We start from the raw sequence: 22,992 nt of genomic DNA on the forward strand, positions 1-22,992 counted from the left end.
AGAAAGAGAAAAAGAAGCGAATGGATTATACGCTTCTTGTCATAGTGTTTCTGCTGGTCGCAGTAGGCCTGGTGATTCTATACAGTACCAGCGCATACAATGGTGACGTGAAATTTCACGATTCTTTCTACTATCTGAAGAAGCAGGTGTTTGCAACGATCCTGGGGCTTGTTATGATGTTCTGGGTTGCCGGGATTGATTATCATGTATGGCAGCAGTTTGCAGCAGTTTGCTATCTGGCAGCGGTTGGGCTGTCAATTGCGGTTATGCTATTCGGAAAAGAGTATAACGGATCCAAAAGATGGTTATCTTTGGGTCCGTTTTCTTTTCAGCCTTCTGAATTTGCGAAAGTTGCGCTTATTATTTTCTTGTCATGGATCGTGACGAAACATGCAAAGACGATTGCGAAAACAGGGACTATGTTCAGAATTGTTCTCTGGATGCTCCCAATCGTGGGACTGGTCGGTACCAGTAATCTGAGTACGGCAATCATCATTCTGGGGATCGGCGTCGTACTGGTATTTGTTGCCAGCCCTCGATATGCACAGTTTGTCGGCATGGGGGTGTTGGGGTGCGCGTTTATGGGAATCTTTCTGGCTCTCGAAAGCTACCGTCTGGAACGTCTTGCAATCTGGAGAAATCCTGAAAATTATGAGAAGGGATATCAGACCCTGCAGGGGCTTTATGCCATTGGATCGGGCGGACTTTTCGGAACCGGTCTTGGAAATAGTGTCCAGAAGCTCGGGTTTGTGCCCGAAGCGCAAAATGACATGATTTTTTCTATTATATGTGAAGAACTCGGACTGGTGGGGGCGGCTTTTATCGTCTTTTTGTTCCTGATTCTGATCTGGAGATTTTTTTTGATCGCAACGCACAGCCGAGATCTTTTTGGCGCACTGATCGCATCGGGAGCGATGGCGCATATGATGATACAAGTGATTCTGAATATTGCGGTCGTTACAAATACAATACCGAATACAGGGATTACTCTTCCGTTCATCAGTTACGGAGGGACGTCCGTTGTTTTCCTTTTGATTGAAATGGGGCTTGTGCTTAGTGTGTCAAGTCTGGTAGAATGAACCTTAGGGAGGAAAATGCTGCCTGAAAAGGACAGCTGATAAATAATAAGGAGGCATTTGGATGAGTGAAGAACAGAATCACAAAAAACGACGAATCAAGAAGCGGACGATTTATGCAATCATTCTGCTGGTTATGCTGATCTGCTTTGTTATGATTGGATTTCTCCTTTTATTTCAGGTTCGAAAAATAGAAGTGGAGGGGAATCAAATTCTATCTAAGCAGGAAATTGCAGACTGGCTGCAGCAGGATGAATTTTCAACGAATTCCGTATATTTGCTCTGCAAATATCATTTTACAGATTATGAGATGCTGCCTGCGTTGGAAGAGGCCAAGGTGGGGCTTGCCAATCCATGGACGATTCGAGTTCAAGTGACGGAAAAGAAAATTGTAGGTTATATTATAGTCGGAGATGATTTCGTATATTTTGATAAGGATGGCGTGGTGCTGGCGCGAACAAAAGAATGGTGGGATGATGTGCCGTGTATCGAAGGTCTTACCGTGAGTGAAGCAGAGCTTTTCGAGGAACTTCCGGTCGGGAAGGACAACAAGAAGGTTTTTGAGCATTTGCTGGATATGAGTAACACGCTGAAGAAATATGACCTGAAGCCGGATCGGATTTTGTGCAGAGGCTCGGATTTGTATTTGTATTTTGGAAATAAATGTGCGATCATCGGTGATGAGAATCTGGCAGACAGGATTGCACAGATTCCGCCGATCCTGGAGAAACTCGGGGATCAGAAAGGGACGCTTCATCTGGAGAGATATGACGAGGATCACACGACAATCAGCTTTGAAAAAGATGTCCTACCGGAAGAAAGTGAGTAAAAAATTAGAAAAATATACAAAATTCTATTGATATTTTGGAAAAAAAACTATATTATAGTTGATATATAGCTAATCGTATATTGGACATATTGGGTGTATAATATAATAAGGAGACAAAGGAGGAGAAACTCTTGTTAGAAATTAAGACAAACGAATCAGAAGCAGCAGCAAAAATAATCGTAATTGGTGTTGGCGGCGGTGGAAATAATGCTGTGAACCGTATGATCGACGAACAGATTGCAGGTGTTGAATTTATTGCAATCAATACAGATAAGCAGGCACTTCAGCTCTGTAAGGCACCGACTCTGATGCAGATTGGAGACAAGCTTACCAAAGGACTTGGCGCGGGAGCAAAACCGGAGATCGGTGAGAAGGCAGCAGAAGAAAGTGCGGAAGAGATTTCAGCAGCACTGAAGGGTGCAGATATGGTATTTGTAACCTGTGGTATGGGAGGCGGAACCGGAACCGGTGCAACGCCTGTTGTAGCACGTATTGCGAAAGAGCAGGGAGCGCTTACTGTAGGTGTTGTTACGAAACCATTCCGTTTCGAATCAAAAACAAGAATGAACAATGCGCTTGCAGGAATTGAAAAATTAAAAGAGAATGTTGATACATTGATTGTTATCCCGAATGATAAACTTCTTGAGATCGTTGATAGACGAACAACAATGCCGGAAGCACTGAAGAAAGCAGATGAAGTCCTTCAGCAGGGTATTCAGGGTATTACCGACTTGATCAACGTACCGTCACTTATCAACCTTGACTTTGCGGATGTTCAGACTGTCATGACAGACAAAGGAATTGCACATATCGGTATCGGTCAGGGCAAAGGCGATGACAAGGCATTGGAAGCTGTTAAACAGGCTGTTGCCAGCCCGTTGCTTGAGACGACAATTGCAGGGGCTTCTCATGTAATTATCAATATTTCCGGAGACATCACTCTTATGGATGCAAGTGATGCGGCTGAATATGTACAGGATCTCGCAGGAGAAGAAGCGAATATTATCTTTGGTGCTATGTACGATGATTCTAAGTCAGATGAAGCAACGATTACCGTAATTGCGACCGGACTTCACAGTGTGGGAGGAACTGCATCCAAATTGCAGTCCAGACTGGAACATAAATCCAGTATGCTTTCAGGCGCAGGTTCTATGGGAGGAACAACGCAGGCGATGCCGAAGAACGACTATGGTATGGAGAGACCGCTTTACAATACAAGAAATTACCAGCAAGGTACCGGTAACGGAACGATGCCTCAGCTTCAGACACCGAGAAAGCCGGCAAGCAATGTAAAAGAGCAGTCTATTAAGATTCCGGATTTCTTTAAGAAATAATTTTATATTTTTGTCGAAAGACGCAACATATTTTATGTTGCGTCTTTTTTTATGCTCATTTATACGACAGCCTTTTTTGTGAAAATTTGACAAAAGTCATTCCGAGTTCCTGTGTTTAGTGGTGTCGAGTGAAAATAAGAACGCTCCTCACTGTTTGACAAAATCTGAGGGGACGATTGTCTATAATAAGGTTTGCTTGAGTACCAAATCGATTTGATTCAAAAGAAAGAGGGAAAAACGTGCAGTATGAAATATATTTAGATGTATTTTTTCTGGTCAATTTTTCGATGGATTATCTGATTCTCCTGGCGGTAAAAAGAGCATTGAAATGTACTGCCACACATGGATATGTGCTGTTGGGAGCATTTGCGGGAGCGTTTTCAGTCAGTGTTTTAATGTGTATTCCGATGTATCCGGCGGTCAAGATTCTGATTATGCATTTATTAGTGAATTCCTGTATGTTGATCGTTTCGCTGAGACCTGCATGCGTTTCGGAGTTTATCAGGGAATGGATCCTGCTTTACATTGTCAGTTTTCTGATGGGAGGAATTATGACATGGGTCAGGCCGTACATGGGTGAATTCTTTCGGGAGGGAGTACTTTGCTTTTCGATTACAGTGTGCAGCTATTATCTGCTGTGCAGAGTGATGGATTTTCTTGAGATGATGTGGAAATTCCAGGGAAGCAGATGCAAAGTGACATTATATTTCCGGGAAAGGGTTTGTACATTCCGGGCAGTAATCGATAGTGGAAATAGTCTTTGTGATACGCTGAGCTGTAAGCCAGTACATATAATTGATAAAAAAGCAATGAAAGAATTGACGGAACAGGAAAAAATACAATATATCAGATACATTCCTTATTGCACGATCCAGGAAAATGAAAGTGTATTGCCAGTATTTACCATCGATAAAATGTGCATTCATGGAAAGCGCGAGAAAATCATAGAATATCCGCTGTTCGGAATTTCGGCACAGGAACGGTTTAATGATGGAAATTATGATGTGATATTGCATCCCGAGGATTGTTAGGAGGAGTAAAATTGATGATAAAAGTTGCAGTTCCAAACCAGTTTAAATTAAAAATGGTACCCACGTTCCGGACATTTTTGTTTCCGGAGACAAAAGATGTACACTATATCGGCGGCTCGGATATTCTTCCGGCTCCGTTGGAAGCAGAGGAAGAAGCGAAGGCGATTGAAGCGCTGGGAACAGAGACGGAAGAAAAGGCGAGGAAGCTGCTGATCGAGCATAATCTGCGTCTGGTCGTCTACATTGCCAAGAAATTCGACAATACAGGAGTCGGTGTCGAGGATCTGATCTCGATCGGAACGATCGGACTTATTAAGGCAATCAACACGTTTAATCCGGATAAAAAGATCAAGCTGGCAACTTATGCCTCGCGTTGCATAGAAAATGAGATTCTCATGTACTTGCGCAGAAATAATAAGACCAGGATGGAGGTTTCCATCGATGAGCCGCTGAATGTGGATTGGGATGGAAATGAGCTGCTGCTTTCCGATATTCTCGGAACAGAAGAAGATACAATCTACCGTGATATGGAAAATGAAGCGGAGAAAAAAGTGTTGTTTCGGGCCGTCAGCCGCCTTTCCAGCAGAGAGAGAACCATCGTGCAGATGAGGTTTGGCCTGGGAATGCCGGGAGGTGAGGAAAAAACGCAGAAGGAAGTGGCTGATATGCTTGGAATTTCTCAATCTTATATTTCGCGTCTGGAAAAGAAAATTATGCAGAGGCTGCGCAGAGAAATGGTGCGCTATGAATAAAAAAAAAGAGATGATTAAACATCATCTCTGTCCCATTTATCTGCCAGATTTTGAATCTGGGTTTCAAATTTTGCAAGGTCTTTATTGGCGAGACCTTCGTTCTTAAGCACAACATCCATGAGACGTTTCGCTGCGGCAACCACTCGCTCGAATGCAGCAGATGCACGCTGCCTTGCAGGTTTTTCGACTGCCTTTTTGGGGATCTTGATTCCGGGGCTTAAGATGGTATCGGTTGCAAGATCTACAGCGCCTCCGGAATAAGGTGCAAATGCAGGTATGTGGAATCGGTCGGTAATAGTATGAGCAAAAGAATCCGTTACTGCATCTTCACCATGAACCACAAAAACGTGTGAAGGTTTTTTGGAGAATCCATCTAACCAGTTAAGGAGTCCGTTCATATCAGCATGACCGCTGATTCCCTGGAGAATTTCGATATGAGCATTTACTTCGATGTTCTCGCCGAACAGCTTCACACAGTCGGCTCCTTCTACAAGCTTTCGCCCCAGAGTGCCTTCTGCCTGATATCCTACAAAAAGGACAGTGCATTCTCTTCGCCATAGATTATGCTTCAGATGGTGGCGAATACGACCTGCTTCACACATACCGGAAGCAGAGAGAATCACCTTTGGCTTATCATCAAAGTTGATTAATTTGGATTCCTCACTTGTAATGGTCGTTTTCAGCCCGGGGAAAAGGAGCGGGTTTATACCCTGATTGATGAGGGCCATAGCTTCCTCGTCGAAGCAGGAACGAGTATTCTTCTGGAATACAGTCGTGGCATCGATCGCAAGTGGGCTGTCTACATAGACCTCAAAGTTGCTGTATTCTGGAAGAAGATTTTTCTCCTTGATCTCCCGGAAGAAATACAGGAGCTCCTGAGTTCTTCCTACGGCAAATGAAGGAATCACGACATTGCCGCCACGTTCGAATGTTTCACGGAGAATCCGTGTGAGTTCGCCAATGTAATCCGGCTTCTCGGCAGCGTGGATCCGATCACCATATGTAGACTCAATGACCAGATAATCTGCATCGCTGACGTTCTGGGGATCACGGATGAGAGGCTGGTCGATATTGCCGACATCGCCCGAAAAAACGATTTTCTTTTCTACGCCATTTTCATGGATCCATATCTCTATGCAGGCGGAACCCAGTAGATGACCTATGTCTGTAAAGCGGACATCGATTCCCTCACACAGCTGAATTTTCTGATTGTAATCTACAGGAGCAAGTAGCATGATCGTATTCTGGGCATCCTGCATATCGTAGAGTGGTTCGTACATAGGGCCGCCTGAACGGCGTGCTTTTCTGTTTCTCCACTCAGCTTCGGCAACCTGGATGTGTGCACTGTCACGGAGCATAATGCTGCACAGATCTGCGGAAGCAAATGTAGAGACAATGTCGCCCTTAAATCCATTTTTTACAAGGAGAGGAAGCTTTCCTGAATGATCGATATGCGCATGAGTCAGCAACACATAATCAATCGTGGAAGGTGAAACTGGAATGTCCTGGTTCTCATAAAGGTCAGGTCCCTGTTCCAGACCACAGTCGATCAGAATATGCTTACCACAGGCTTCAAGATAATGACAGCTTCCAGTGACTTCGTGGGCGGCACCGATAAATGTTAGCTTCATAAGCTCAACCTCATTTCGTTAGAATTATTATCTTAATTATACTATAAATTCAGAAAAAATAATAGTTATTATGTCAAGGACTAATATTTTTTATATTTTGTTTATAATTGTATAAATAAAATATGTTTTGAGAAAAATTCTACTAGCTGGAAAGAGTTAGGAGGATACTTGAAATGGCATTGAATAAGGTTGAAATCTGTGGAGTAAATACAGCAAAGCTTCCGCTTCTGAATGATGAGGAAAAAGATGCCTTGTTTGCAAGAATTAAGGAAGGTGACGAGACAGCAAAAGAAGAGTATATCAAGGGAAATCTCCGCCTCGTCCTCAGTGTGATCAAACGTTTCGGAAGCACGAACGAGAATCCGGACGATCTGTTCCAGATCGGTTGTATCGGGCTAATAAAGGCAATCAATAATTTTAATCCGGAATTGGAGGTGAAATTCTCAACATATGCAGTCCCAATGATCATTGGCGAGATCCGACGCTATATGAGGGATAATAATTCAATACGGGTCAGCAGATCCTTGCGTGATACCGCTTATAAAGCGATCTATGCGAAAGAAAATTACATGAAAAGAAATATGAAAGAACCTACAGTTCAGGAAATAGCGGATGAAATTGGAATATCAAAGGAAGAAATCGTCTATGCACTGGACGCGATCCAGGCGCCGGTAAGTTTGAATGAGCCGGTCTATAATGACAGTGGAGACGCGCTCTATGTAATGGATCAGATCAGTGACAAAAAGAACAGGGAGGAAAAATGGGTGGAGGATCTTTCCCTGCAGGCGGCAATGGAACATTTGGACGAGAGAGAAAGGTATATCATTCAGCTTCGTTTTTTTGAGGGAAAAACCCAGATGGAAGTGGCACGGGAAATCCGAATCTCTCAAGCGCAGGTCAGCCGTCTGGAAAAGAATGCACTGCGTCTGATGCGTCAATATTTGAAAACAGAATAGAAAATCGAATTTTATATTGAAATTTGACAGGGTTCATACTATTATAGTCATAGAAAAGGAGAGCAGCAATGTATAAGGCATGTATTTTTGATTTAGATGGAACCCTGACAGATACTTTGGATTCCCTGTGGTATTCGGTAAATGAGACTTTGAAGCAATTGGGAGTGAAGATGATTTCACGTGAGCAGTGTCGCGGCTTTGTGGGAGACGGTGCCAGATGTCTGGTGGAACGTGCCCTTCGGGCAACCGGAGATGTGGAACTTGAAAGGATCGAAGATGCAATGCAGATATTCGGCAGAGTGTTCAGTGAAAAGTGTACGTATCATGTTGCCCCGTATGAAGGGATTCTTTCTCTTCTTGAGGAACTGAAGAGCCGTGGGCTTGCGATTGCAGTATTTACGAACAAACCGCATCAGCAGGCTGTGGACGTAGTTGAAAGTATATTCGGCAGAGGGATGTTTGACGAGATACGCGGACAGCGTGACGGATTTCCGAAGAAGCCGGATCCGGCGGGGCTTTTTGAAATTACAAAAGACCTTGGAATCAAGAAAGATGAAGTAATCTATGTGGGGGATTCAGAAGTGGACGTTCAGACCGGGAAGAACGCGCAGGTTCTTACGGTCGGTGTGAACTGGGGATTCCGATCAAAAGAGATATTGGAGAGGTCAGGGGTTGATGTGACCATAGACCACGCTGATGAGCTGCTTAGATTCCTGTAATACAAAGCGCAGAATATAAGCGCGATCGAGATAAAGGGAGGGTTATCGAAATGTATGAGTATGATGAGGAGTGCCTGAGAACGTTTTTGAAGATGCAGTCACAATTATTCGATGAACCGGTGGCTGACACACTGGAAGAAGCAGAGGCATTTCTGGAGGACTGTATGGCAGTGATTGTTGACTCTGTCAGAGAAGTAAGAGAATATTTTGAGGAAAGCGGAGCCGATGTGGAAGGCATGAGCGATGAAGAGCTGGAAGATGCTTCTGAGGTATTTGAACTTCCGAACGGACAGTATCTGATTGTAGAAGGATAGTCAGAAAATAGATGTTCTTGTTATTTTCAGGTGAAAAGCCGATAAAGCCGTAGTCATGAAACTACGGCTTTTTTGAGCGCTTCGTCGATGGCATTCAGGAGGAGCTGTGAGGTGTAAGGAGTGTCGGACGGCAGTTCAATGTTTTCAAGTGATTGTGTGTCACAGATCTGTTGGGCAATCTCTTCGATTGCCGGTTGAAGAAGAGGATACATGGCAGCAACAGATTCATCCAGATTGCTGATTCGTATGGACTGGATCCGGGTCTCATCCACAGCAACTTCTACATTCAAATCGGTATTGTTCAGATGAACAGAAGAGGTATAGACACCGGGATTATATGTTTTACGGACATCGCTATGCTTGCCATTCCCAGAAGAAAACATAAAGAAAAGCAGGCATAGGATCAAAATGCCGAAAACAGCAAATACTGCTGTATAAATAATTTCTTTCATGTGCAAGACGATGATTTTGGTTTTGGAACTCATGAAAACCCCCCAAATACATTTCTTTTTGAATATCCAGTTGCATGCTGTTTAACACAATATATGAATGAATGCAGGAAAATATGCATTCTATGGCGTGACAAAAAAGAAAGTGTCTGGTATCATAAAGCAAGAAAAATGCAGAGGTGATTAAAATGTTGGTTATAGTTGGACTTGGAAACCCGGATGATAAATATCAGGGAACACGACACAATGTTGGATTTGATGTGATAGATCTGCTTGCGGAAAAATATAATATAGCTGTAGATACAAAAAAACACAGAGCGTACATTGGAAAGGGAATCATTGGCGGGCAGAAAGTGATCCTGGCAAAACCACAGACCTATATGAATCTGAGTGGGGAAAGTGTAAGAAGCCTGGTCGAGTATTACAAAGTGGATCCGGAAACGGAACTGCTGATTATTTTTGATGATATCAGCCTGGATGTAGGACAGCTCCGAATCCGTAAGAAAGGAAGTGCGGGTGGGCATAATGGAATAAAGAACATTATAGCAAATTTGGGGACTTCTGTTTTCCAGCGGATTAAAGTCGGAGTCGGAGAAAAACCGAAAGGATACGATCTGGCAGATTATGTGCTCGGCCGTTTTTCAAAAGAAGAGCGGGAATTGATAAAAGAAGGCTTTGAGTGTGCTGCGGAAGCGGTGGCTATGATCACAGCTGGAGAAATCGATCAGGCTATGAACAAGTATAACAGGAAACGTAAGGATAATGAATAAAATGATCCTTGCTTAGAAAGAATAAGGAGCAATTGGAAATGAAAGCATTTACAGCCCCGCTGAGAGAATTGGCAGAGTTTGAGGAAATATACAAAGAGAAACGGAAAAAACCGGGAATGCTGCTGCTATCAGGATGTGTGACTTCACAAAAAACTCATATGATTTATGCGCTTAGCGATGGCTGCCCTTGCACACTCATCGTTCTTTCTAATGAAGAAAAGGCAAAACAGATGTACGAGGAATACCGTTTCCTTGATGAGAATGTCTGTTATTATCCGGCAAAAGACCTGTTATTTTATCAGGCGGACATCCACGGGAAACTTCTGATCAAACAGCGTATGGAAGTCGTTCAGAGACTGATCGAATCGAATGAAGCGGGCAGTGAAGAAAAATCAGCCAGTATCATAACGACTTTTGATGCCTTGATGGATTTTCTGATGCCGATTGAAGAGATTGAAGCGTGTATTCTCACTGTAGAAAATGGAAGAGAATATAGGTTTGAAGAGCTTACCAGAAAAATTGCACAGCTGGGCTATGAGAGGGAAGTTCAGGTAGAAGGACCCGGACAGTTTGCAGTACGGGGAGGAATTCTGGATATCTATCCGTTGACGGAAGAACTGCCGATACGTATTGAATTCTGGGGAGATGAAGTGGATTCAATCCGGACTTTTGATGTGGACAGCCAGCGTTCAGTAGAGAATCTGGAACGGATTGTGATCTACCCATCTGAAGAATTGAAAAGTGACAATAATTCCGTTTCTTTCATAGATTATTTTAATGTTAAAAATACGAATTTGTTTCTTGATGAACCGGTTCGCCTAATCGAGGCGGGAACGAGAATTGAAGAAGAAGTTGTGAATGCACGAAAGATGCGCGCTCTGGCGGACAATGAGGACAGGGAAGGTACGCCGGAACCATTGTTTTATACGACAGAAGAAGTGGTTAAGAAATTAAATCATTTTTGCTCTGTCGGAATGTGTGCACTGGAGAATAAATGTAAGCCGTTTTTAGTAAAAGAACAATTCCATTTACAGACCCAGAGTGTGAATCCTTATAATAACAGTTTCGAGATGCTGACCCATGATTTAAAGCGGCTGAAGAGGAATGGATATCGAGTCATTCTGCTTTCCGGTTCGAGAACAAGGGCAAAACGTCTGGCGGAAGATCTGAGAGATTATGACCTCAGCAGTTATTATAATGAGGATCCCATGAGAGAAGTGCTTCCGGGAGAAATCATGGTATGCTATGGGCATGCCGCGGTCGGTTACGAATATTCGATGATTAAATTTGTGGTAATTTCTGAAACGGATATTTTTGGGAAAACAAAAAAGAAAAAGAAACGAAAAAGTTATGATGGACAGAAAATACAGAATTTTTCTGACCTAAAACCGGGGGATTATGTGGTTCATGAAAACCATGGACTTGGAATTTACCGGGGGATTGAGAAAATTGAAGTAGATAAAGTTACGAAAGATTATATGAAGATTTCTTATGCTGATGGAGGAAATCTTTATATTCTTGCTACACAGCTTGACCTGATTCAGAAATATGCAAGTGCAGACGCAAAGAAGCCGAAGCTGAATCGTCTTGGCGGACAGGAATGGAAGAAGACAAAGACAAGAGTAAAAGGGGCTGTACAGCAGATTGCAAAGGACCTTGTGGAACTGTATGCTGCACGTCAGGAGAAGGAAGGATTTGTCTACGAGAAGGACACGGTGTGGCAGAAAGAATTTGAGGAAATGTTCCCGTTTGAGGAGACAGAAGACCAGCTTATGGCTATTGAGGCCACGAAACGCGACATGGAAAGCCCGAAGATCATGGATCGCCTGATTTGCGGAGATGTCGGATTCGGGAAAACGGAGATCGCGATCCGGGCAGCTTTTAAGGCTGTGCAGGACGGAAAGCAGGTTGTTTACCTTGTCCCGACAACGATTCTGGCACAGCAGCATTATAATACTTTTGTGCAGAGAATGAAGGAATTCCCTGTTCGCGTAGATCTTCTCTGTCGTTTCCGTACACCGGCGGAACAGAAAAAAACTCTGACGGATCTGACGAAAGGCCAGGTCGATATCCTGATCGGAACACATCGTGTGCTGAGTAAGGATGTTCAGTTTAAGGATCTGGGGCTTCTGATTATTGATGAAGAACAGCGTTTTGGAGTACAGCACAAAGAAAAAATCAAAAAATTGAAAGAAAATGTGGATGTTCTGACACTGACTGCTACCCCGATTCCGCGAACACTTCATATGAGCCTGATCGGGATTCGTGATATGAGTGTTCTGGAAGAGGCCCCTATGGACCGGATGCCGATCCAGACCTATGTGATGGAATACAATGACGAGATGGTGCGGGAAGCCATCCAGAGAGAATTATCCAGACAGGGACAGGTGTATTATGTATATAATCGGGTCAAAGACATCGCCGATATGACAGCCAGAATCCAGGCATTGGTGCCGGAAGCAAATGTTGCGTTTGCACATGGACAGATGCGGGAACATCAGCTGGAACACATTATGTACGATTTCATTAATGGAGAGATTGACGTATTGATTTCTACAACCATCATTGAAACGGGACTGGATATTTCGAATGTAAATACCATCATTATCCACGATGCCGACCGGATGGGATTGTCCCAGCTTTATCAGCTTCGAGGGCGTGTTGGACGCTCGAATCGGATGGCATATGCTTTCCTTTTGTATAAACGGGATAAGCTTCTGAAAGAAGTGGCAGAAAAAAGGCTTGCAGCCATCCGGGAATTCACAGACCTGGGTTCCGGAGTGAAGATTGCCATGAGGGATCTGGAAATCCGAGGTGCCGGAAATCTCCTGGGTGAGGAGCAGCACGGGCACATGGAGGCAGTTGGATACGATCTCTACTGTAAAATGCTGAATGAGGCGGTTCGTCAGCAAAAAGGAGAAATTCCGGAAGATACGTATACAACGACGATCGATCTGAACATCGATGCATTTATTCCGCCGACTTATATCCCGAATGAATATCAGAAGCTGGATATTTATAAGCGAATCGCAGCCATCGAGACGGAGGAAGAACGGGAAGATATGCTGGAAGAACTGATTGACCGGTTCGGGGAACCGCCGAAAAAAGTACAGCAGCTTTTGACTATCGCACAGATCAAAGCTTTTGCGCACAGCTCTTATATTATTGCAATCGAGCAAAAAGGGGAAGATTATCAATTTACCATGTACGAGAAGGCAAAAGTATCGGCCCAGAAGATTCCGGTGCTTTTGGATAAGTATAAAGGTGCTCTCACTTTCAAAGTCGATGTAAATCCGTATTTCATATATAGGAAGCTTCGGAAGACAAAGAAGGAGAAAGATGAACAGGTTCTCGAAAATGTAAAACAGATTATTGCAGATATTCATGAATTGATTGAAGAATAAAGCGTTTTCATATAGCCGGATGTCAAATAACGGATGTCAAATTTTCGTGAAAAGGATTGCCAGCTAAGGAAAAACACGGTATACTATATAAATATGCACGACGATTCTGCTCGGGAGAACGGCAGGATACGGTTAAGGAGGAAATAGTTCAGATGAAGAAGAGAGTATTGACGCTTGTACTTGCATCTGCCCTGGTGGCAGCTACAGTAGCAGGCTGCGGTAAATTAGATGGAAGTGAAGTAGTTGCAGAGGTTGGAGATGCGAAGATCACGGCAGATGTGGCGAATTTCTATGCGAGATATCAGCAGGCACAATATGAGACGTATTATGCAAGCTTTTTAGGAGAGGATATGTGGTCTGGTGAGGCAGAAGAGGGTAAGACCTATGAAGAAAGTGTGAAGAAAGGCGTTCTGGAGTCACTTGAAACTATGTATATACTGGATGCACATAAGGATGACTATGGTGTTTCCTTGACGGATGAGGAGAATGAGGCTATAGAGAAAGCGGCGAAGAGCTTTACTGAATCGAACAATCTTGAAGATAAGGATATGGTTTCCGGAGATGAAGAAACTGTGAAGAAATTCCTGGAGCTTGTTACCATTCAGGAAAAAATGCATGAAGCAATGACTGCCGATGTGGATACCGAAGTGTCCGATGAAGAGGCTGCACAGAAGAGTATGCAGTATGTATATTTCTCATTTACCAAGACAGACGACGATGGAAATTCAACCCAGCTTTCAGAAGATGAAAAGGCAGAACTGAAAGAAACGGTTGAGGCATTCCGGGAGGGAGCGGTGAACGCGGAGGATTTTGCAGCTTATGCAGAGGAGGCTGGATATACAGCATCGACTCTGACTTTTGATACATCAACTACATCACCGTCTCAACTGCTTGTGGTTGCGGCAGATTCACTGAAGGAAGGCGAGGTTACTCCTGTGGTCGAAGATACCAGCGGATATTTTGTTGCAAAGCTGACCAGTCTCCTCGACCGGGACGCAACGGATGCAAAAAAAGAATCCATCGTTTCCGAACGGAAAGAAGAGCAGTTTGATAAGCTCTGCGAAGAATGGAAAGAAGCAGACGGTGTGAAGGTTCACAAAAATGTATGGGACAAGATCAGTTTTGTAAAACGGGGCGTGACAATTAAAGATACAGACGAATAGAATGTGGAATTGTAGCAGTTCAGCCGTAAGGCTGAACTGTTGTGTTTTGGTCTGGCATTTTTTGTTTTGAATGGTGGCAAGCTTTCTGAATTTACGGGGGATTGTGTAAATTCCTTTTTACAATCTTGCAATTACCTTTTCAAAATCCATAATAAGCTACTGTTCTTACGGATTATTCATCAATTCCACTCTAAGAGTTTGGAAAAATTTATGATATAATATATAATTTTGTAAAAATACAAATACATATTAAAAATGTATTGACAAATTGGGTGCAACGAGTTATTATATAGACATAAAAGATAGATGAGGTAATAAAAACAGATAAAAAGGTTTCGGACGCTATCTTTTTAAATTGAAGAATGGAGGTACAGACCACCGAAAACATAATTTCAAAAACGGGAATCTAAGAAAGGAAGGTACAGACCACCAGAAAGGTAAATAATAATGACAGATGAAGTGAATTAAAGAGGAGTATCAAAATACGAAGGTTGATACTCCTCTTTAATATGTTTAAATTGTAATGAGGGTTAATATTGAGTTTGTGTTAAAACAGTGAAATAGTTGCGATTATGTCTGCTTGTGTGATATAATAATCCGGTGGGAGAACGTAAATAATGATATAGGAGGACTTGTTTTATGTTTAATGAACCAATGATAAATGAGATCATTACCCAGATGAATGCAGTCGTACAGAATGGGATAGAGATACCCTTTCCAGCTCTGGTTATTTCGGCAGTTATCGGATTGATTGTATGTCTGTTCGGACTGAAGCTGGTCAGATTTGTGAACGCGATTTGCGGACTGGCTGTTGGAGCTGTACTTGGAATTCTGGTGGCATATCTGATCCAGACCGATCTGAAGATCGGTCTCGCCATTGTTGCGGCGGCAGCACTGATTCTGACGATCATGTCAGCAGTGTTCAAGAAGTTTGGAGCATTTCTGCTTTGCCTGAGCGTGGCTCTGGAGGTTGTAGGTATGTTCCAGATGCAGAATTTTACAATGCTGGTTGTCACAGGAGTTGCCGGAATTATTATTGCAGTCCTGACAATGATCTGGTTTGAACCACTTGTTATCATTGTGACATCACTGAGCGGGGGAATGGGGCTTGGAAATGCAGTTGCGCAGATGGTCGGAATTAAGAATCCTTACATTACACTGGGAATCTGTGCGGCCGGTATCGCCATCGGACTTATCGTACAATTTATGATGAAGTCCCGGGAAATCGGAAGAAGAGAAGCGCGGCATTCCAGACAGGTGAAAGAAGAGATTTCGATTGAATCGGAGATTGATCGTGCACGTTCCATTCTGGATCTCGATGATGAGGAGGAAGACGAAGACGAGTACGAGGAATAAAATTTTAAAGAAAGTCTGGTGATGTGCTCATGAAGATCGATATGCATTGTCATGTACGGGAAGGGTCGATTGACAGTAAAGTCAGTTTGGAGAAGTATATTTTAAAGCTGAAGGAAAAGGGAATTGATGGTATGCTGGTGACCGATCATGATACGTATAATGGTTACCGGTACTGGAAGAACACTTTCAAAGGGAAAAAGTATAATGATTTCGTTGTGTTAAAAGGAATTGAATATGATACGCTGGAAGCGGGGCATATTCTGATCATCATGCCTCAAGGCGTTAAGATGCGGCTTCTGGAAATGCGCGGACTTCCGCTTTCCCTACTCATTGATTTTGTGCATCATCACGGTGGAATCTGCGGTCCGGCACATCCTTGTGGAGAAAAGTATTTAAGCTTTACCAATACAAAGAAATGGCAGACGTCGCCGGAACTTCTGGAGAAATTTGACTTTGTTGAAACATTTAACGCGTGTGAACCGCCCGAATCCAATGCCGGCGCGAAACTGCTGGCGGAAAAATACAACAAACCCGGAACGGGGGGAAGCGATGCGCACAAGCTGGATTGTGTGGGAATGGCATATACGGAGTTTCCACATCCAATCAAGACGGAGCTGGATCTGATTATGCAGATCCGGAACCGGGAACCGATCAAGGCGGTTGGTGACTTTTACACAAAGACCACGAAGGACAAGATCGGTAAAGCGAATAAGCTTTTGGTGTATTCATTCTGGTTCTACAACCGTGGAGGAGCACTTCTAAAGATGCACAAACGCAAGAATAAGATTCAGGATGAGCAGCCGATCGATCCGATTGATCCGATTGAGATCCCATATCTGAAACGAATTAAAAGAGACCATTAATTGAATAATAAAAGTCCGTATCACCGGCATCGTTTCTGATAGAAAATCAATGCTGATGATACGGACTTTTATGTATAAATGAAAATCTGATTCGGAACTGCAGGTCATCTAGCGTTTGCGCAGAGAATTCAGTTTCTCGCGCAGATCGTCTAAGGATTCACTGTATTTTTTGTTTTCCATTTTCGGGAACGCTTTTAGAAGACGTTTCTGAATACCGGTAAAGTCCTCACCAAGTTCACTGTAATGCTTACGCAAGGATGCAATACGTTCTTTCAATTCGTCTGAAACCGTATCCAATGTTTCGGAAATCTCTTCGCGGCGCTCTGTGAGATTGCCCAGAATCTCTTCCTGCTTTAAAGCAAAAGAATCTTTGAATTCCATCTGTTTTGCTGCAAGGGAATCTTTGAATTCCTCCTGTTTTGCAGTAAAAGAATCTTTGAGTTCTTCCTGCTTCTCCGTAACAGAATCCTTGATCGCATCCTGGGTTTCCATCGCTGCGATCGTATTTTTGTAAATATTTTCTCCAATTTTGTCTGATATTTCATGAAGCTCATCAGCAATCTCCTGCATAGCCGCAAGACGTTTGTTCATCTTCAAGATGCCGGAAGCAGTCACATAAAGGTCTGCAAACATGCCGATCCCCAGTATGATCAGAATGATCACTCCGACGATAACAGGAATATAGAGCAACAGTTTGTGAATAACCGGATGGATGAAATCCACGATCAAAACACAGGCAACGCCCCATATAAGAGAAAACAAGAGGCATACATAGCCATTGAGATTAAGCGGCATATTCGAATAATCCCACCATTTGTTATGAAAGACCCTCTCCAGAATGAACCCGGTCAGCCATTCGAGTGCGGTTACGAGAATCGTACTGGTTATATAGAGAATGATGAGATTGGATCTGTAAGGACTAAGAAAATGGACGACCAGTGTGACTCCGATACCGTAGACCGGACAAATTGGGCCATTCAGAAATCCGCGGTTTACAAATCGATGCTCTTTCCAGGCGGCAAAAGCGACTTCCGTACACCAGCCAAGAAAGCCATAGACGAAAAAGTACAAAGCGATAAAATATAATTCCGTCATTTCAGTTTGCTCCTAACTATTTAATTTGTATGAATTACTATTATAACGCAATTATGGGGGAGATGTAAAGGAGGATTCTGTAAAGAAAAGGCTAAAATGTATTAATAGGATGATGTGAGGTGATAGGAAGATTCGGACTTTAAGAAAAAAATAAGAAGTCTAATAATTGACTTTTGGGTACCCGTATCTTATGATATGGGTACTCGTCTTATGTATCTCTTTTTCGTGCCGGATGGGCAGGAAGGAGAATACAAATATGTTTATCAAATCAAGAAGATGGCAGTATGCCATCACAGCGGTACTTACCGCTCTTTGTCTGACCGGAAGCAGTCAGAAGATCTGCGAAGTCAAAGCGACAGGAAATTCAACAGATACAATTGTAAAGCTGGATGAAAAGCTCGGAGTGGCTCCGGGAGCAGTTCTTACGGAGCTCCAGGCACACGAGAACGACGGTTATTACCTTGGCACACCCTATACCGGTTCCCCGTTAACACCGGGAAACTGTATGCGGCCGAACGGAGCAAATGGTGGAAATGGCGGTATGAACTGTACCGGTTTTGTGGCGTATGTTCTGGAAAAATGCGGAGCGGATCTTTCGGGGATCGCGAACCGTGGATACCGGGGCGGCAAGGTGAATGCAAGCAACTGGTATCACTGGATCACGGAAAATGCCGTGGAGTATTATCATTATGATACCGTTGAAGAGCTGCTGGCGGGCGGAAAGGCCCAGAAAGGGGATGTGATCTATTTTGAACCGCGCTCCTGGGAATCGGAGGATGCGGACTGTCATATCGGATTTTTCTGGGGAAATAACGGGAAAGATAATAAGTTCTGGCATTCTTCGACGCATCCCCAGCGAGGGAATCAGATTTCGGTGCTGGAGCCCAAATGCGAATCTACCGTATATTTATTTAAGATTTCACATACAGGCGGTCTGGAAGTGAAGAAATCCTCTTCGGATGCCGGATTGGTGGAAGGGAATTCCTGCTATTCACTTGCCGGGGCAGAATTTACGCTATTTTATCAAGGAACAGAAAATGTGGCGGCGGTGATCACGACTGATGAAAGGGGCTACGGGAAGGCCGATGCTCTGCAGGAAGGGAGCTATGATATCAGAGAAACGAAAGCTCCGCAGGGGTATACCTGTAACCCGGAGTCGCAAACGATCACCGTAAAAGCAGGTGAGACAGTCTATTATACCTGTGAAGATGCTCCTTTTTACAATCCGATCGAATGGCTGCTGGAAAAGAAGGACAAAGAGAGCGGAAGCGGAAAACCACAAGGAAGCGGAAGCCTGGAAGACGCAGAATTTACAGTGCAGTATTATGATATGATATCGCAGGAAGATCCTGCAAAAGAGGGACATTCGCCGCTTCGGACATGGGTATTCAGGACGGACGCACAGGGTAAAGTGAAGATGACCGGAGCATATCAGGTCGGAGGTGATGCGCTTTATCTGGTAAATGGAGCAGGCGTTCTGCCTGTCGGTACAGTTACGATCCGAGAGACGAAGGCTCCGGAGGGTTACCGGAAGACAGATGTGGTTTTTGCTCAGGCGATTCAGCCGGAAGAAGAAAGTGCATCGGAGGCTGCATTGCATGTCTATCAGGAAACCATTGTTCCGGAGGAGATCGTGCGGGGAGATCTGGAGCTGATCAAGGTGGCTGACAGCACAATGGAACGCCTCTCTGGAATTCCTTTCCGGATCACATCTAAGACCACGCAAGAAGCACATGTCATCATTACCGACAAAAACGGTTATGCGTCTACGGCGTCAAAATGGAACCGTCATACGGTAAATACGAACCGGGGAGAGTCTGCAGAGGATGGAATCTGGTTTGGCGAAGGGAAATCCGATGATAAGAAAGGCGCGCTCCCATATGACACGTATTGCATCGAAGAACTGGAGTGTGAGAATAACAGTGACAGGATTTTACTGCCGCCTTTTGAGGTGGAGATCACGAGAGATGCTCATACCGTGAATCTGGGAACGCTTACGAATGATAAAAGACCGGTTCCGGAGATCGCGACAACGGCACTTGACGAAGAAACCCGCACTCATGAGGCTAAACCGAGGGAGGAAATGGTGCTGATTGATACGGTGTCATGGAAGAACCTTACTCCCGGGAAGGAATATACACTGAAAGGTATTCTGATGGACGCCGAAAGTGGGGAAGAACTGAAAATCGGAGAAGAGCTGGTTACGGCTGAAGCGACATTTGCGCCGGAGAAAGAAGAGGGAAGCGAAGAAATGCGCTTTGTATTTAATGCGTCCGGATTGGGAGGGAAAACGACGGTCGTGTTTGAGTATTTATATTGCGAGGGAAAATTGGTTGCTGACCATACCAATCTGGGAGATGAAGGACAGTCTGTTCATTTTGAGGAAGAGCCGGAAATTCCGGAGGAACCGGAAAAACCCGAAATACCGCAAAAACCAGAAGATATGCAGCTGGGAAAGCCGCAGCTCCCAGTGAAAACAACATCGGTTGCGACCGGTGATTCGGCAAACTTGATAGTTCTTATCCTTTGTGCGCTTCTTTCTTGCGCTGTAGTGTTGAAATGTGTTAGAATATCACGGAGAAAGTAAGTAATTTCATCTTGAAATAAAGATGAGACTCCCACCTCCATAGGTGGCGAGTTGCGGTAAGCTAGTCTTGGTGGGAGTCAAATCTTCTTCCAAGATTAAGCCTCCGGCGGATTGCAGAGGTGCGCAGATGTATTGTGTCATGCAAAGCATGACGCGCACCTCGCAGCAAGTACGCCGAGGCGTACTTGAAGATTCAACTTAATAAATGATCCAAGGAGGAATTTAATCATGGGAATGACGATGACGCAGAAGATTCTTGCGGACCATGCAGGACTGGACTTGGTTGTGGCGGGACAGCTCATTGAAGCAAAGCTGGATGTCGTGATGGCGAATGATATCACAGGTCCTATGGCGCTGCCGATTTTCAGACAGATGGCAGATAAAGTATTTGACAAAGACAAGGTGGTTCTGGTACCGGATCACTTTACACCGAATAAGGATATCAAGTCAGCAGAGAACTCCAAAGCGATTCAGGATTTCGCAAAGGAGCAGGGATTGAAATGGTATCTGGTACAGGGCAAATGTGGTGTGGAGCATGCGATCCTTCCAGAATATGGTATCGTTGCTGCCGGTGAGTGTATTATCGGGGCAGATTCACACACCTGTACATACGGAGCACTCGGAGCATTTTCAACGGGTGTGGGAACCACAGATATTTCAACAGGTATGGCGACCGGAGAACTCTGGTTCAAAGTTCCGTCAGCAATCAAGTTTGAGCTGACCGGCAAACCGGGACCGTATGTGACCGGTAAAGATGTGATCCTTCATATCATCGGCAGAATCGGGGTGGACGGAGCACTGTATAAATCCATGGAATTCATGGGTGACGGCCTGAAGTACCTGACAATGGATGACCGTTTCACGATGGCGAATATGGCAATTGAGGCCGGAGCAAAGAACGGAATCTTTATGGTTGATGAACAGACGGAAGCGTATCTGAAAGAACATACAGATAAAGAATATAAGATTTACGCACCGGATGAGGATGCCGAGTATGATGAAGTTGTTGTTGTGGATCTTTCTGAAGTCCGCCCGACGGTTGCGTTCCCGCATCTTCCGGGCAATGCGAAGACCATCGATGAGATCGAAGCGATGGAACCGATCGTGATCAACCAGGTGGTGATCGGATCCTGCACCAACGGAAGAATTTCCGATATGAGAAAAGCTGCTGCGATCCTGAAAGGACATACTGTTCATCCGGATGTGCGCGTGATGGTAGTTCCGGCTACACAGGCGGTTTATAAGCAGTGTATCAAGGAAGGACTGATCGACATTTTTATTGATGCTGGTTGCGCTGTGAACACACCGAGCTGCGGTCCTTGTATGGGAGGCCATATGGGAGTTATGGCTGCAGGGGAAAAATGTGTTTCAACTACGAACAGAAACTTTGTCGGACGTATGGGACATGTGGATTCTCTGATTTATCTGGCGTCACCGGAAGTGGCAGCAGCAAGTGCAATTGCAGGGTATATTGCAAATCCGGAGAAAGTAGGTGACAAATAATGAACGCAAAAGGACATGTATTTAAATATGGTGATAATGTAGATACGGATGTAATCATTCCGGCGAGATATCTGAATTCCTATGACGCGAAAGAGCTTGCGACGCATGCGATGGTAGATATTGATCCGACTTTTGTGGAGAGAGTACAGCCGGGCGATCTGATCGTGGCAAATAAGAATTTTGGATGTGGCTCTTCGAGAGAGCATGCACCGCTTTGCCTGAAGACGGCAGGGGTAAGCTGTGTGATCGCAGAGACCTTTGCGAGGATTTTCTACCGCAATGCGATCAATATCGGGCTTCCGATCATTGAGTGCCCGGAAGCGGCAAGAAACATTGAGGCAGGCGATGAAGTGGAAGTGGATTTTGACTCCGGCAAGATCTATAACCGTACGAAAGGAACCGAGTTCCAGGGACAGCCGTTCCCGGAATTTATGCAGAAGCTGATCGCGGCAGGCGGACTTGTGAATTATACAAATGCAAAAAAGAATCAGTAATTGAAAAAAGGTCCCGCGGGACCTTTTTTTCTTATATGACATAATCATTGCCATAGAGGGTCGTCTGTTGATCTAGAATATCCTGCAGCGTTACGCTGTCCAGATATTCGTTGACCGTTTTGTAAAGTCCCTGCCACATCGGAAGGGTGAGACATTCGCCGCAGCGCGGGCACATATTCGGTTCCTGCTCGAGACAGGAGATCGGTGCCAGGCTGCCTTCGGTGACGCGAAGAATGTCTCCCACAGTGATGGAAGAAGGTTCTTTCGCCAGCTCATATCCCCCCTGATAACCGCGGCCGGTGAGCAGAAATCCGGCACGGTTCAGCATGGGAACGATCTGTTCCAGATATTTTTTGGAGATATCCTGACGTTTGGCAATATCTTTTAATGCAACAAATCCGCAGTTCCGGTGCTGTGCCAGATCAAGGAGAAGCCGGAGTGCATAGCGTCCTTTGGTTGAGATTTTCATAGTGTTCACCTCGTCTTTATTTCTGATGTCGTGCTCCAGATAACCCGTTCTATACGGGAAAAACCATGGGAATCATGGCATCCTATATATTAACATAATACCACGTATTTACTAGGTATTCAAATGAAAAAAGCATATTGCAACTGTATTTACAAGAATAAGGAGAACGTATATAATAGTTATATGTGTTTAATTGG

The 22,992-nt window shown here is 44.2% G+C and carries 20 protein-coding genes; 16 read left to right on the forward strand and 4 right to left on the reverse strand.

Going from position 1 to position 22,992, the window contains the following annotated elements; genetic code table 11:
- Positions 1–20: 20 nt before the first annotated feature.
- The 5 genes from ACTNBR_RS05070 (at position 21) to sigE (ending at position 5,022) form a co-directional block, all read left to right on the forward strand.
- Entirely contained in the window at positions 21–1,079 is a 1,059-nt protein-coding gene (locus ACTNBR_RS05070) for an FtsW/RodA/SpoVE family cell cycle protein (protein ID WP_427805675.1), read from the forward strand.
- Between the two features lie 61 nt (positions 1,080–1,140).
- The gene (locus ACTNBR_RS05075; RefSeq protein WP_427805478.1) at positions 1,141–1,905 is read left to right on the forward strand and encodes a cell division protein FtsQ/DivIB; all 765 of its coding nucleotides are present in this window, start codon (positions 1,141–1,143) and stop codon (positions 1,903–1,905) included.
- A gap of 131 nt (positions 1,906–2,036) precedes the next feature.
- Positions 2,037–3,239: a cell division protein FtsZ gene (gene ftsZ, locus ACTNBR_RS05080; RefSeq protein WP_441016951.1), complete on the forward strand. Its 1,203-nt coding sequence runs from the start codon at positions 2,037–2,039 to the stop codon at positions 3,237–3,239.
- Positions 3,240–3,478: 239 nt separating this feature from the next.
- Positions 3,479–4,270, forward strand: a complete 792-nt coding sequence (locus ACTNBR_RS05085; RefSeq protein WP_427805480.1) for a sigma-E processing peptidase SpoIIGA — start codon at positions 3,479–3,481, stop codon at positions 4,268–4,270.
- 11 nt (positions 4,271–4,281) lie between these two features.
- Positions 4,282–5,022: an RNA polymerase sporulation sigma factor SigE gene (sigE, locus tag ACTNBR_RS05090; protein WP_427805481.1), complete on the forward strand. Its 741-nt coding sequence runs from the start codon at positions 4,282–4,284 to the stop codon at positions 5,020–5,022.
- A 14-nt stretch (positions 5,023–5,036) separates the two neighbouring features.
- Here sigE and ACTNBR_RS05095 read toward each other — a convergent pair whose 3' ends face one another.
- A complete protein-coding gene (locus ACTNBR_RS05095; protein ID WP_441016948.1) occupies positions 5,037–6,653 on the reverse strand; it encodes an MBL fold metallo-hydrolase RNA specificity domain-containing protein in 1,617 nt (538 codons plus the stop codon).
- Positions 6,654–6,826: 173 nt separating this feature from the next.
- Between ACTNBR_RS05095 and sigG the strand changes: the two genes are divergently transcribed.
- The 3 genes from sigG (at position 6,827) to ACTNBR_RS05110 (ending at position 8,642) form a co-directional block, all read left to right on the forward strand.
- On the forward strand, positions 6,827–7,609 hold the full coding sequence (gene sigG / locus ACTNBR_RS05100; protein ID WP_427805483.1) for an RNA polymerase sporulation sigma factor SigG: 783 nt from the start codon (positions 6,827–6,829) through the stop codon (positions 7,607–7,609).
- Between the two features lie 68 nt (positions 7,610–7,677).
- Positions 7,678–8,328 carry an HAD family hydrolase gene (locus tag ACTNBR_RS05105; protein ID WP_441016945.1) on the forward strand — a complete coding sequence of 217 codons (651 nt, stop codon included), beginning with the start codon at positions 7,678–7,680 and terminating at the stop codon, positions 8,326–8,328.
- A 50-nt stretch (positions 8,329–8,378) separates the two neighbouring features.
- Entirely contained in the window at positions 8,379–8,642 is a 264-nt protein-coding gene (locus ACTNBR_RS05110; RefSeq protein WP_427805485.1) for a glyoxalase, read from the forward strand.
- Positions 8,643–8,695: 53 nt separating this feature from the next.
- Here the strand turns inward: ACTNBR_RS05110 and ACTNBR_RS05115 are convergent, their stop codons facing one another.
- On the reverse strand, positions 8,696–9,127 hold the full coding sequence (locus ACTNBR_RS05115; protein WP_427805486.1) for an FMN-binding protein: 432 nt from the start codon (positions 9,125–9,127) through the stop codon (positions 8,696–8,698).
- Between the two features lie 152 nt (positions 9,128–9,279).
- Here ACTNBR_RS05115 and pth point away from each other — a divergent pair, with 152 nt between their 5' ends.
- From pth to ACTNBR_RS05140, 5 genes are all read left to right on the forward strand, one after another.
- Positions 9,280–9,861: an aminoacyl-tRNA hydrolase gene (gene pth, locus ACTNBR_RS05120; RefSeq protein WP_427805487.1), complete on the forward strand. Its 582-nt coding sequence runs from the start codon at positions 9,280–9,282 to the stop codon at positions 9,859–9,861.
- 38 nt (positions 9,862–9,899) lie between these two features.
- Complete coding sequence (mfd, locus tag ACTNBR_RS05125; RefSeq protein WP_427819073.1) at positions 9,900–13,265, forward strand: transcription-repair coupling factor; 3,366 nt, start codon at positions 9,900–9,902, stop codon at positions 13,263–13,265.
- Positions 13,266–13,417: 152 nt separating this feature from the next.
- A complete protein-coding gene (locus ACTNBR_RS05130) occupies positions 13,418–14,428 on the forward strand; it encodes a SurA N-terminal domain-containing protein (RefSeq protein WP_427805489.1) in 1,011 nt (336 codons plus the stop codon).
- 639 nt (positions 14,429–15,067) lie between these two features.
- Positions 15,068–15,784 (forward strand): hypothetical protein, encoded by a 717-nt coding sequence (locus ACTNBR_RS05135; RefSeq protein ID WP_441016942.1) that lies wholly within the window; start codon positions 15,068–15,070, stop codon positions 15,782–15,784.
- Positions 15,785–15,813: 29 nt separating this feature from the next.
- Positions 15,814–16,647, forward strand: a complete 834-nt coding sequence (locus tag ACTNBR_RS05140; RefSeq protein WP_427819070.1) for a PHP domain-containing protein — start codon at positions 15,814–15,816, stop codon at positions 16,645–16,647.
- A 108-nt stretch (positions 16,648–16,755) separates the two neighbouring features.
- Here ACTNBR_RS05140 and ACTNBR_RS05145 read toward each other — a convergent pair whose 3' ends face one another.
- The gene (locus tag ACTNBR_RS05145; RefSeq protein ID WP_427805492.1) at positions 16,756–17,742 is read right to left on the reverse strand and encodes a putative ABC transporter permease; all 987 of its coding nucleotides are present in this window, start codon (positions 17,740–17,742) and stop codon (positions 16,756–16,758) included.
- A gap of 256 nt (positions 17,743–17,998) precedes the next feature.
- Here ACTNBR_RS05145 and ACTNBR_RS05150 point away from each other — a divergent pair, with 256 nt between their 5' ends.
- The 3 genes from ACTNBR_RS05150 to ACTNBR_RS05160 all read left to right on the forward strand — a co-directional run bounded on the left by ACTNBR_RS05150 (position 17,999) and on the right by ACTNBR_RS05160 (position 22,326).
- Complete coding sequence (locus ACTNBR_RS05150; RefSeq protein WP_427805493.1) at positions 17,999–20,329, forward strand: VaFE repeat-containing surface-anchored protein; 2,331 nt, start codon at positions 17,999–18,001, stop codon at positions 20,327–20,329.
- Between the two features lie 228 nt (positions 20,330–20,557).
- Positions 20,558–21,832 (forward strand): 3-isopropylmalate dehydratase large subunit, encoded by a 1,275-nt coding sequence (gene leuC / locus ACTNBR_RS05155; RefSeq protein WP_427805494.1) that lies wholly within the window; start codon positions 20,558–20,560, stop codon positions 21,830–21,832.
- Complete coding sequence (locus tag ACTNBR_RS05160; RefSeq protein WP_427805495.1) at positions 21,832–22,326, forward strand: 3-isopropylmalate dehydratase small subunit; 495 nt, start codon at positions 21,832–21,834, stop codon at positions 22,324–22,326. The genes leuC and ACTNBR_RS05160 overlap by 1 nt, the downstream gene beginning before the upstream one ends.
- Before the next feature lie 31 nt (positions 22,327–22,357).
- On the opposite strand, the gene ACTNBR_RS05165 is transcribed toward ACTNBR_RS05160, so the two are convergent.
- The gene (locus tag ACTNBR_RS05165; protein WP_427805496.1) at positions 22,358–22,795 is read right to left on the reverse strand and encodes an RrF2 family transcriptional regulator; all 438 of its coding nucleotides are present in this window, start codon (positions 22,793–22,795) and stop codon (positions 22,358–22,360) included.
- Between the last annotated feature and the right edge of the window lie 197 nt (positions 22,796–22,992).

The organism is Bariatricus sp. HCP28S3_F11 (assembly GCF_052065395.1).
Taxonomy (GTDB): Bacteria; Bacillota; Clostridia; order Lachnospirales; family Lachnospiraceae; genus Allocoprococcus.

Bases quoted from the DNA above. Each gene is read 5' to 3' on its own strand.
- ACTNBR_RS05115 (WP_427805486.1), bottom strand. From the start codon at position 9,127: ATGAGTTCCAAAACCAAAATCATCGTCTTGCACATGAAAGAAATTATT.
- ACTNBR_RS05110 (WP_427805485.1), top strand. From the start codon at position 8,379: ATGTATGAGTATGATGAGGAGTGCCTGAGAACGTTTTTGAAGATGCAG.
- ACTNBR_RS05105 (WP_441016945.1), top strand. From the start codon at position 7,678: ATGTATAAGGCATGTATTTTTGATTTAGATGGAACCCTGACAGATACT.
- pth (WP_427805487.1), top strand. From the start codon at position 9,280: ATGTTGGTTATAGTTGGACTTGGAAACCCGGATGATAAATATCAGGGA.
- ACTNBR_RS05130 (WP_427805489.1), top strand. From the start codon at position 13,418: ATGAAGAAGAGAGTATTGACGCTTGTACTTGCATCTGCCCTGGTGGCA.
- ACTNBR_RS05165 (WP_427805496.1), bottom strand. From the start codon at position 22,795: ATGAAAATCTCAACCAAAGGACGCTATGCACTCCGGCTTCTCCTTGAT.
- ACTNBR_RS05145 (WP_427805492.1), bottom strand. From the start codon at position 17,742: ATGACGGAATTATATTTTATCGCTTTGTACTTTTTCGTCTATGGCTTT.
- mfd (WP_427819073.1), top strand. From the start codon at position 9,900: ATGAAAGCATTTACAGCCCCGCTGAGAGAATTGGCAGAGTTTGAGGAA.
- ACTNBR_RS05075 (WP_427805478.1), top strand. From the start codon at position 1,141: ATGAGTGAAGAACAGAATCACAAAAAACGACGAATCAAGAAGCGGACG.
- ACTNBR_RS05135 (WP_441016942.1), top strand. From the start codon at position 15,068: ATGTTTAATGAACCAATGATAAATGAGATCATTACCCAGATGAATGCA.
- ACTNBR_RS05150 (WP_427805493.1), top strand. From the start codon at position 17,999: ATGTTTATCAAATCAAGAAGATGGCAGTATGCCATCACAGCGGTACTT.
- leuC (WP_427805494.1), top strand. From the start codon at position 20,558: ATGGGAATGACGATGACGCAGAAGATTCTTGCGGACCATGCAGGACTG.
- sigG (WP_427805483.1), top strand. From the start codon at position 6,827: ATGGCATTGAATAAGGTTGAAATCTGTGGAGTAAATACAGCAAAGCTT.
- ACTNBR_RS05095 (WP_441016948.1), bottom strand. From the start codon at position 6,653: ATGAAGCTAACATTTATCGGTGCCGCCCACGAAGTCACTGGAAGCTGT.
- ACTNBR_RS05070 (WP_427805675.1), top strand. From the start codon at position 21: ATGGATTATACGCTTCTTGTCATAGTGTTTCTGCTGGTCGCAGTAGGC.
- ACTNBR_RS05160 (WP_427805495.1), top strand. From the start codon at position 21,832: ATGAACGCAAAAGGACATGTATTTAAATATGGTGATAATGTAGATACG.
- ACTNBR_RS05140 (WP_427819070.1), top strand. From the start codon at position 15,814: ATGAAGATCGATATGCATTGTCATGTACGGGAAGGGTCGATTGACAGT.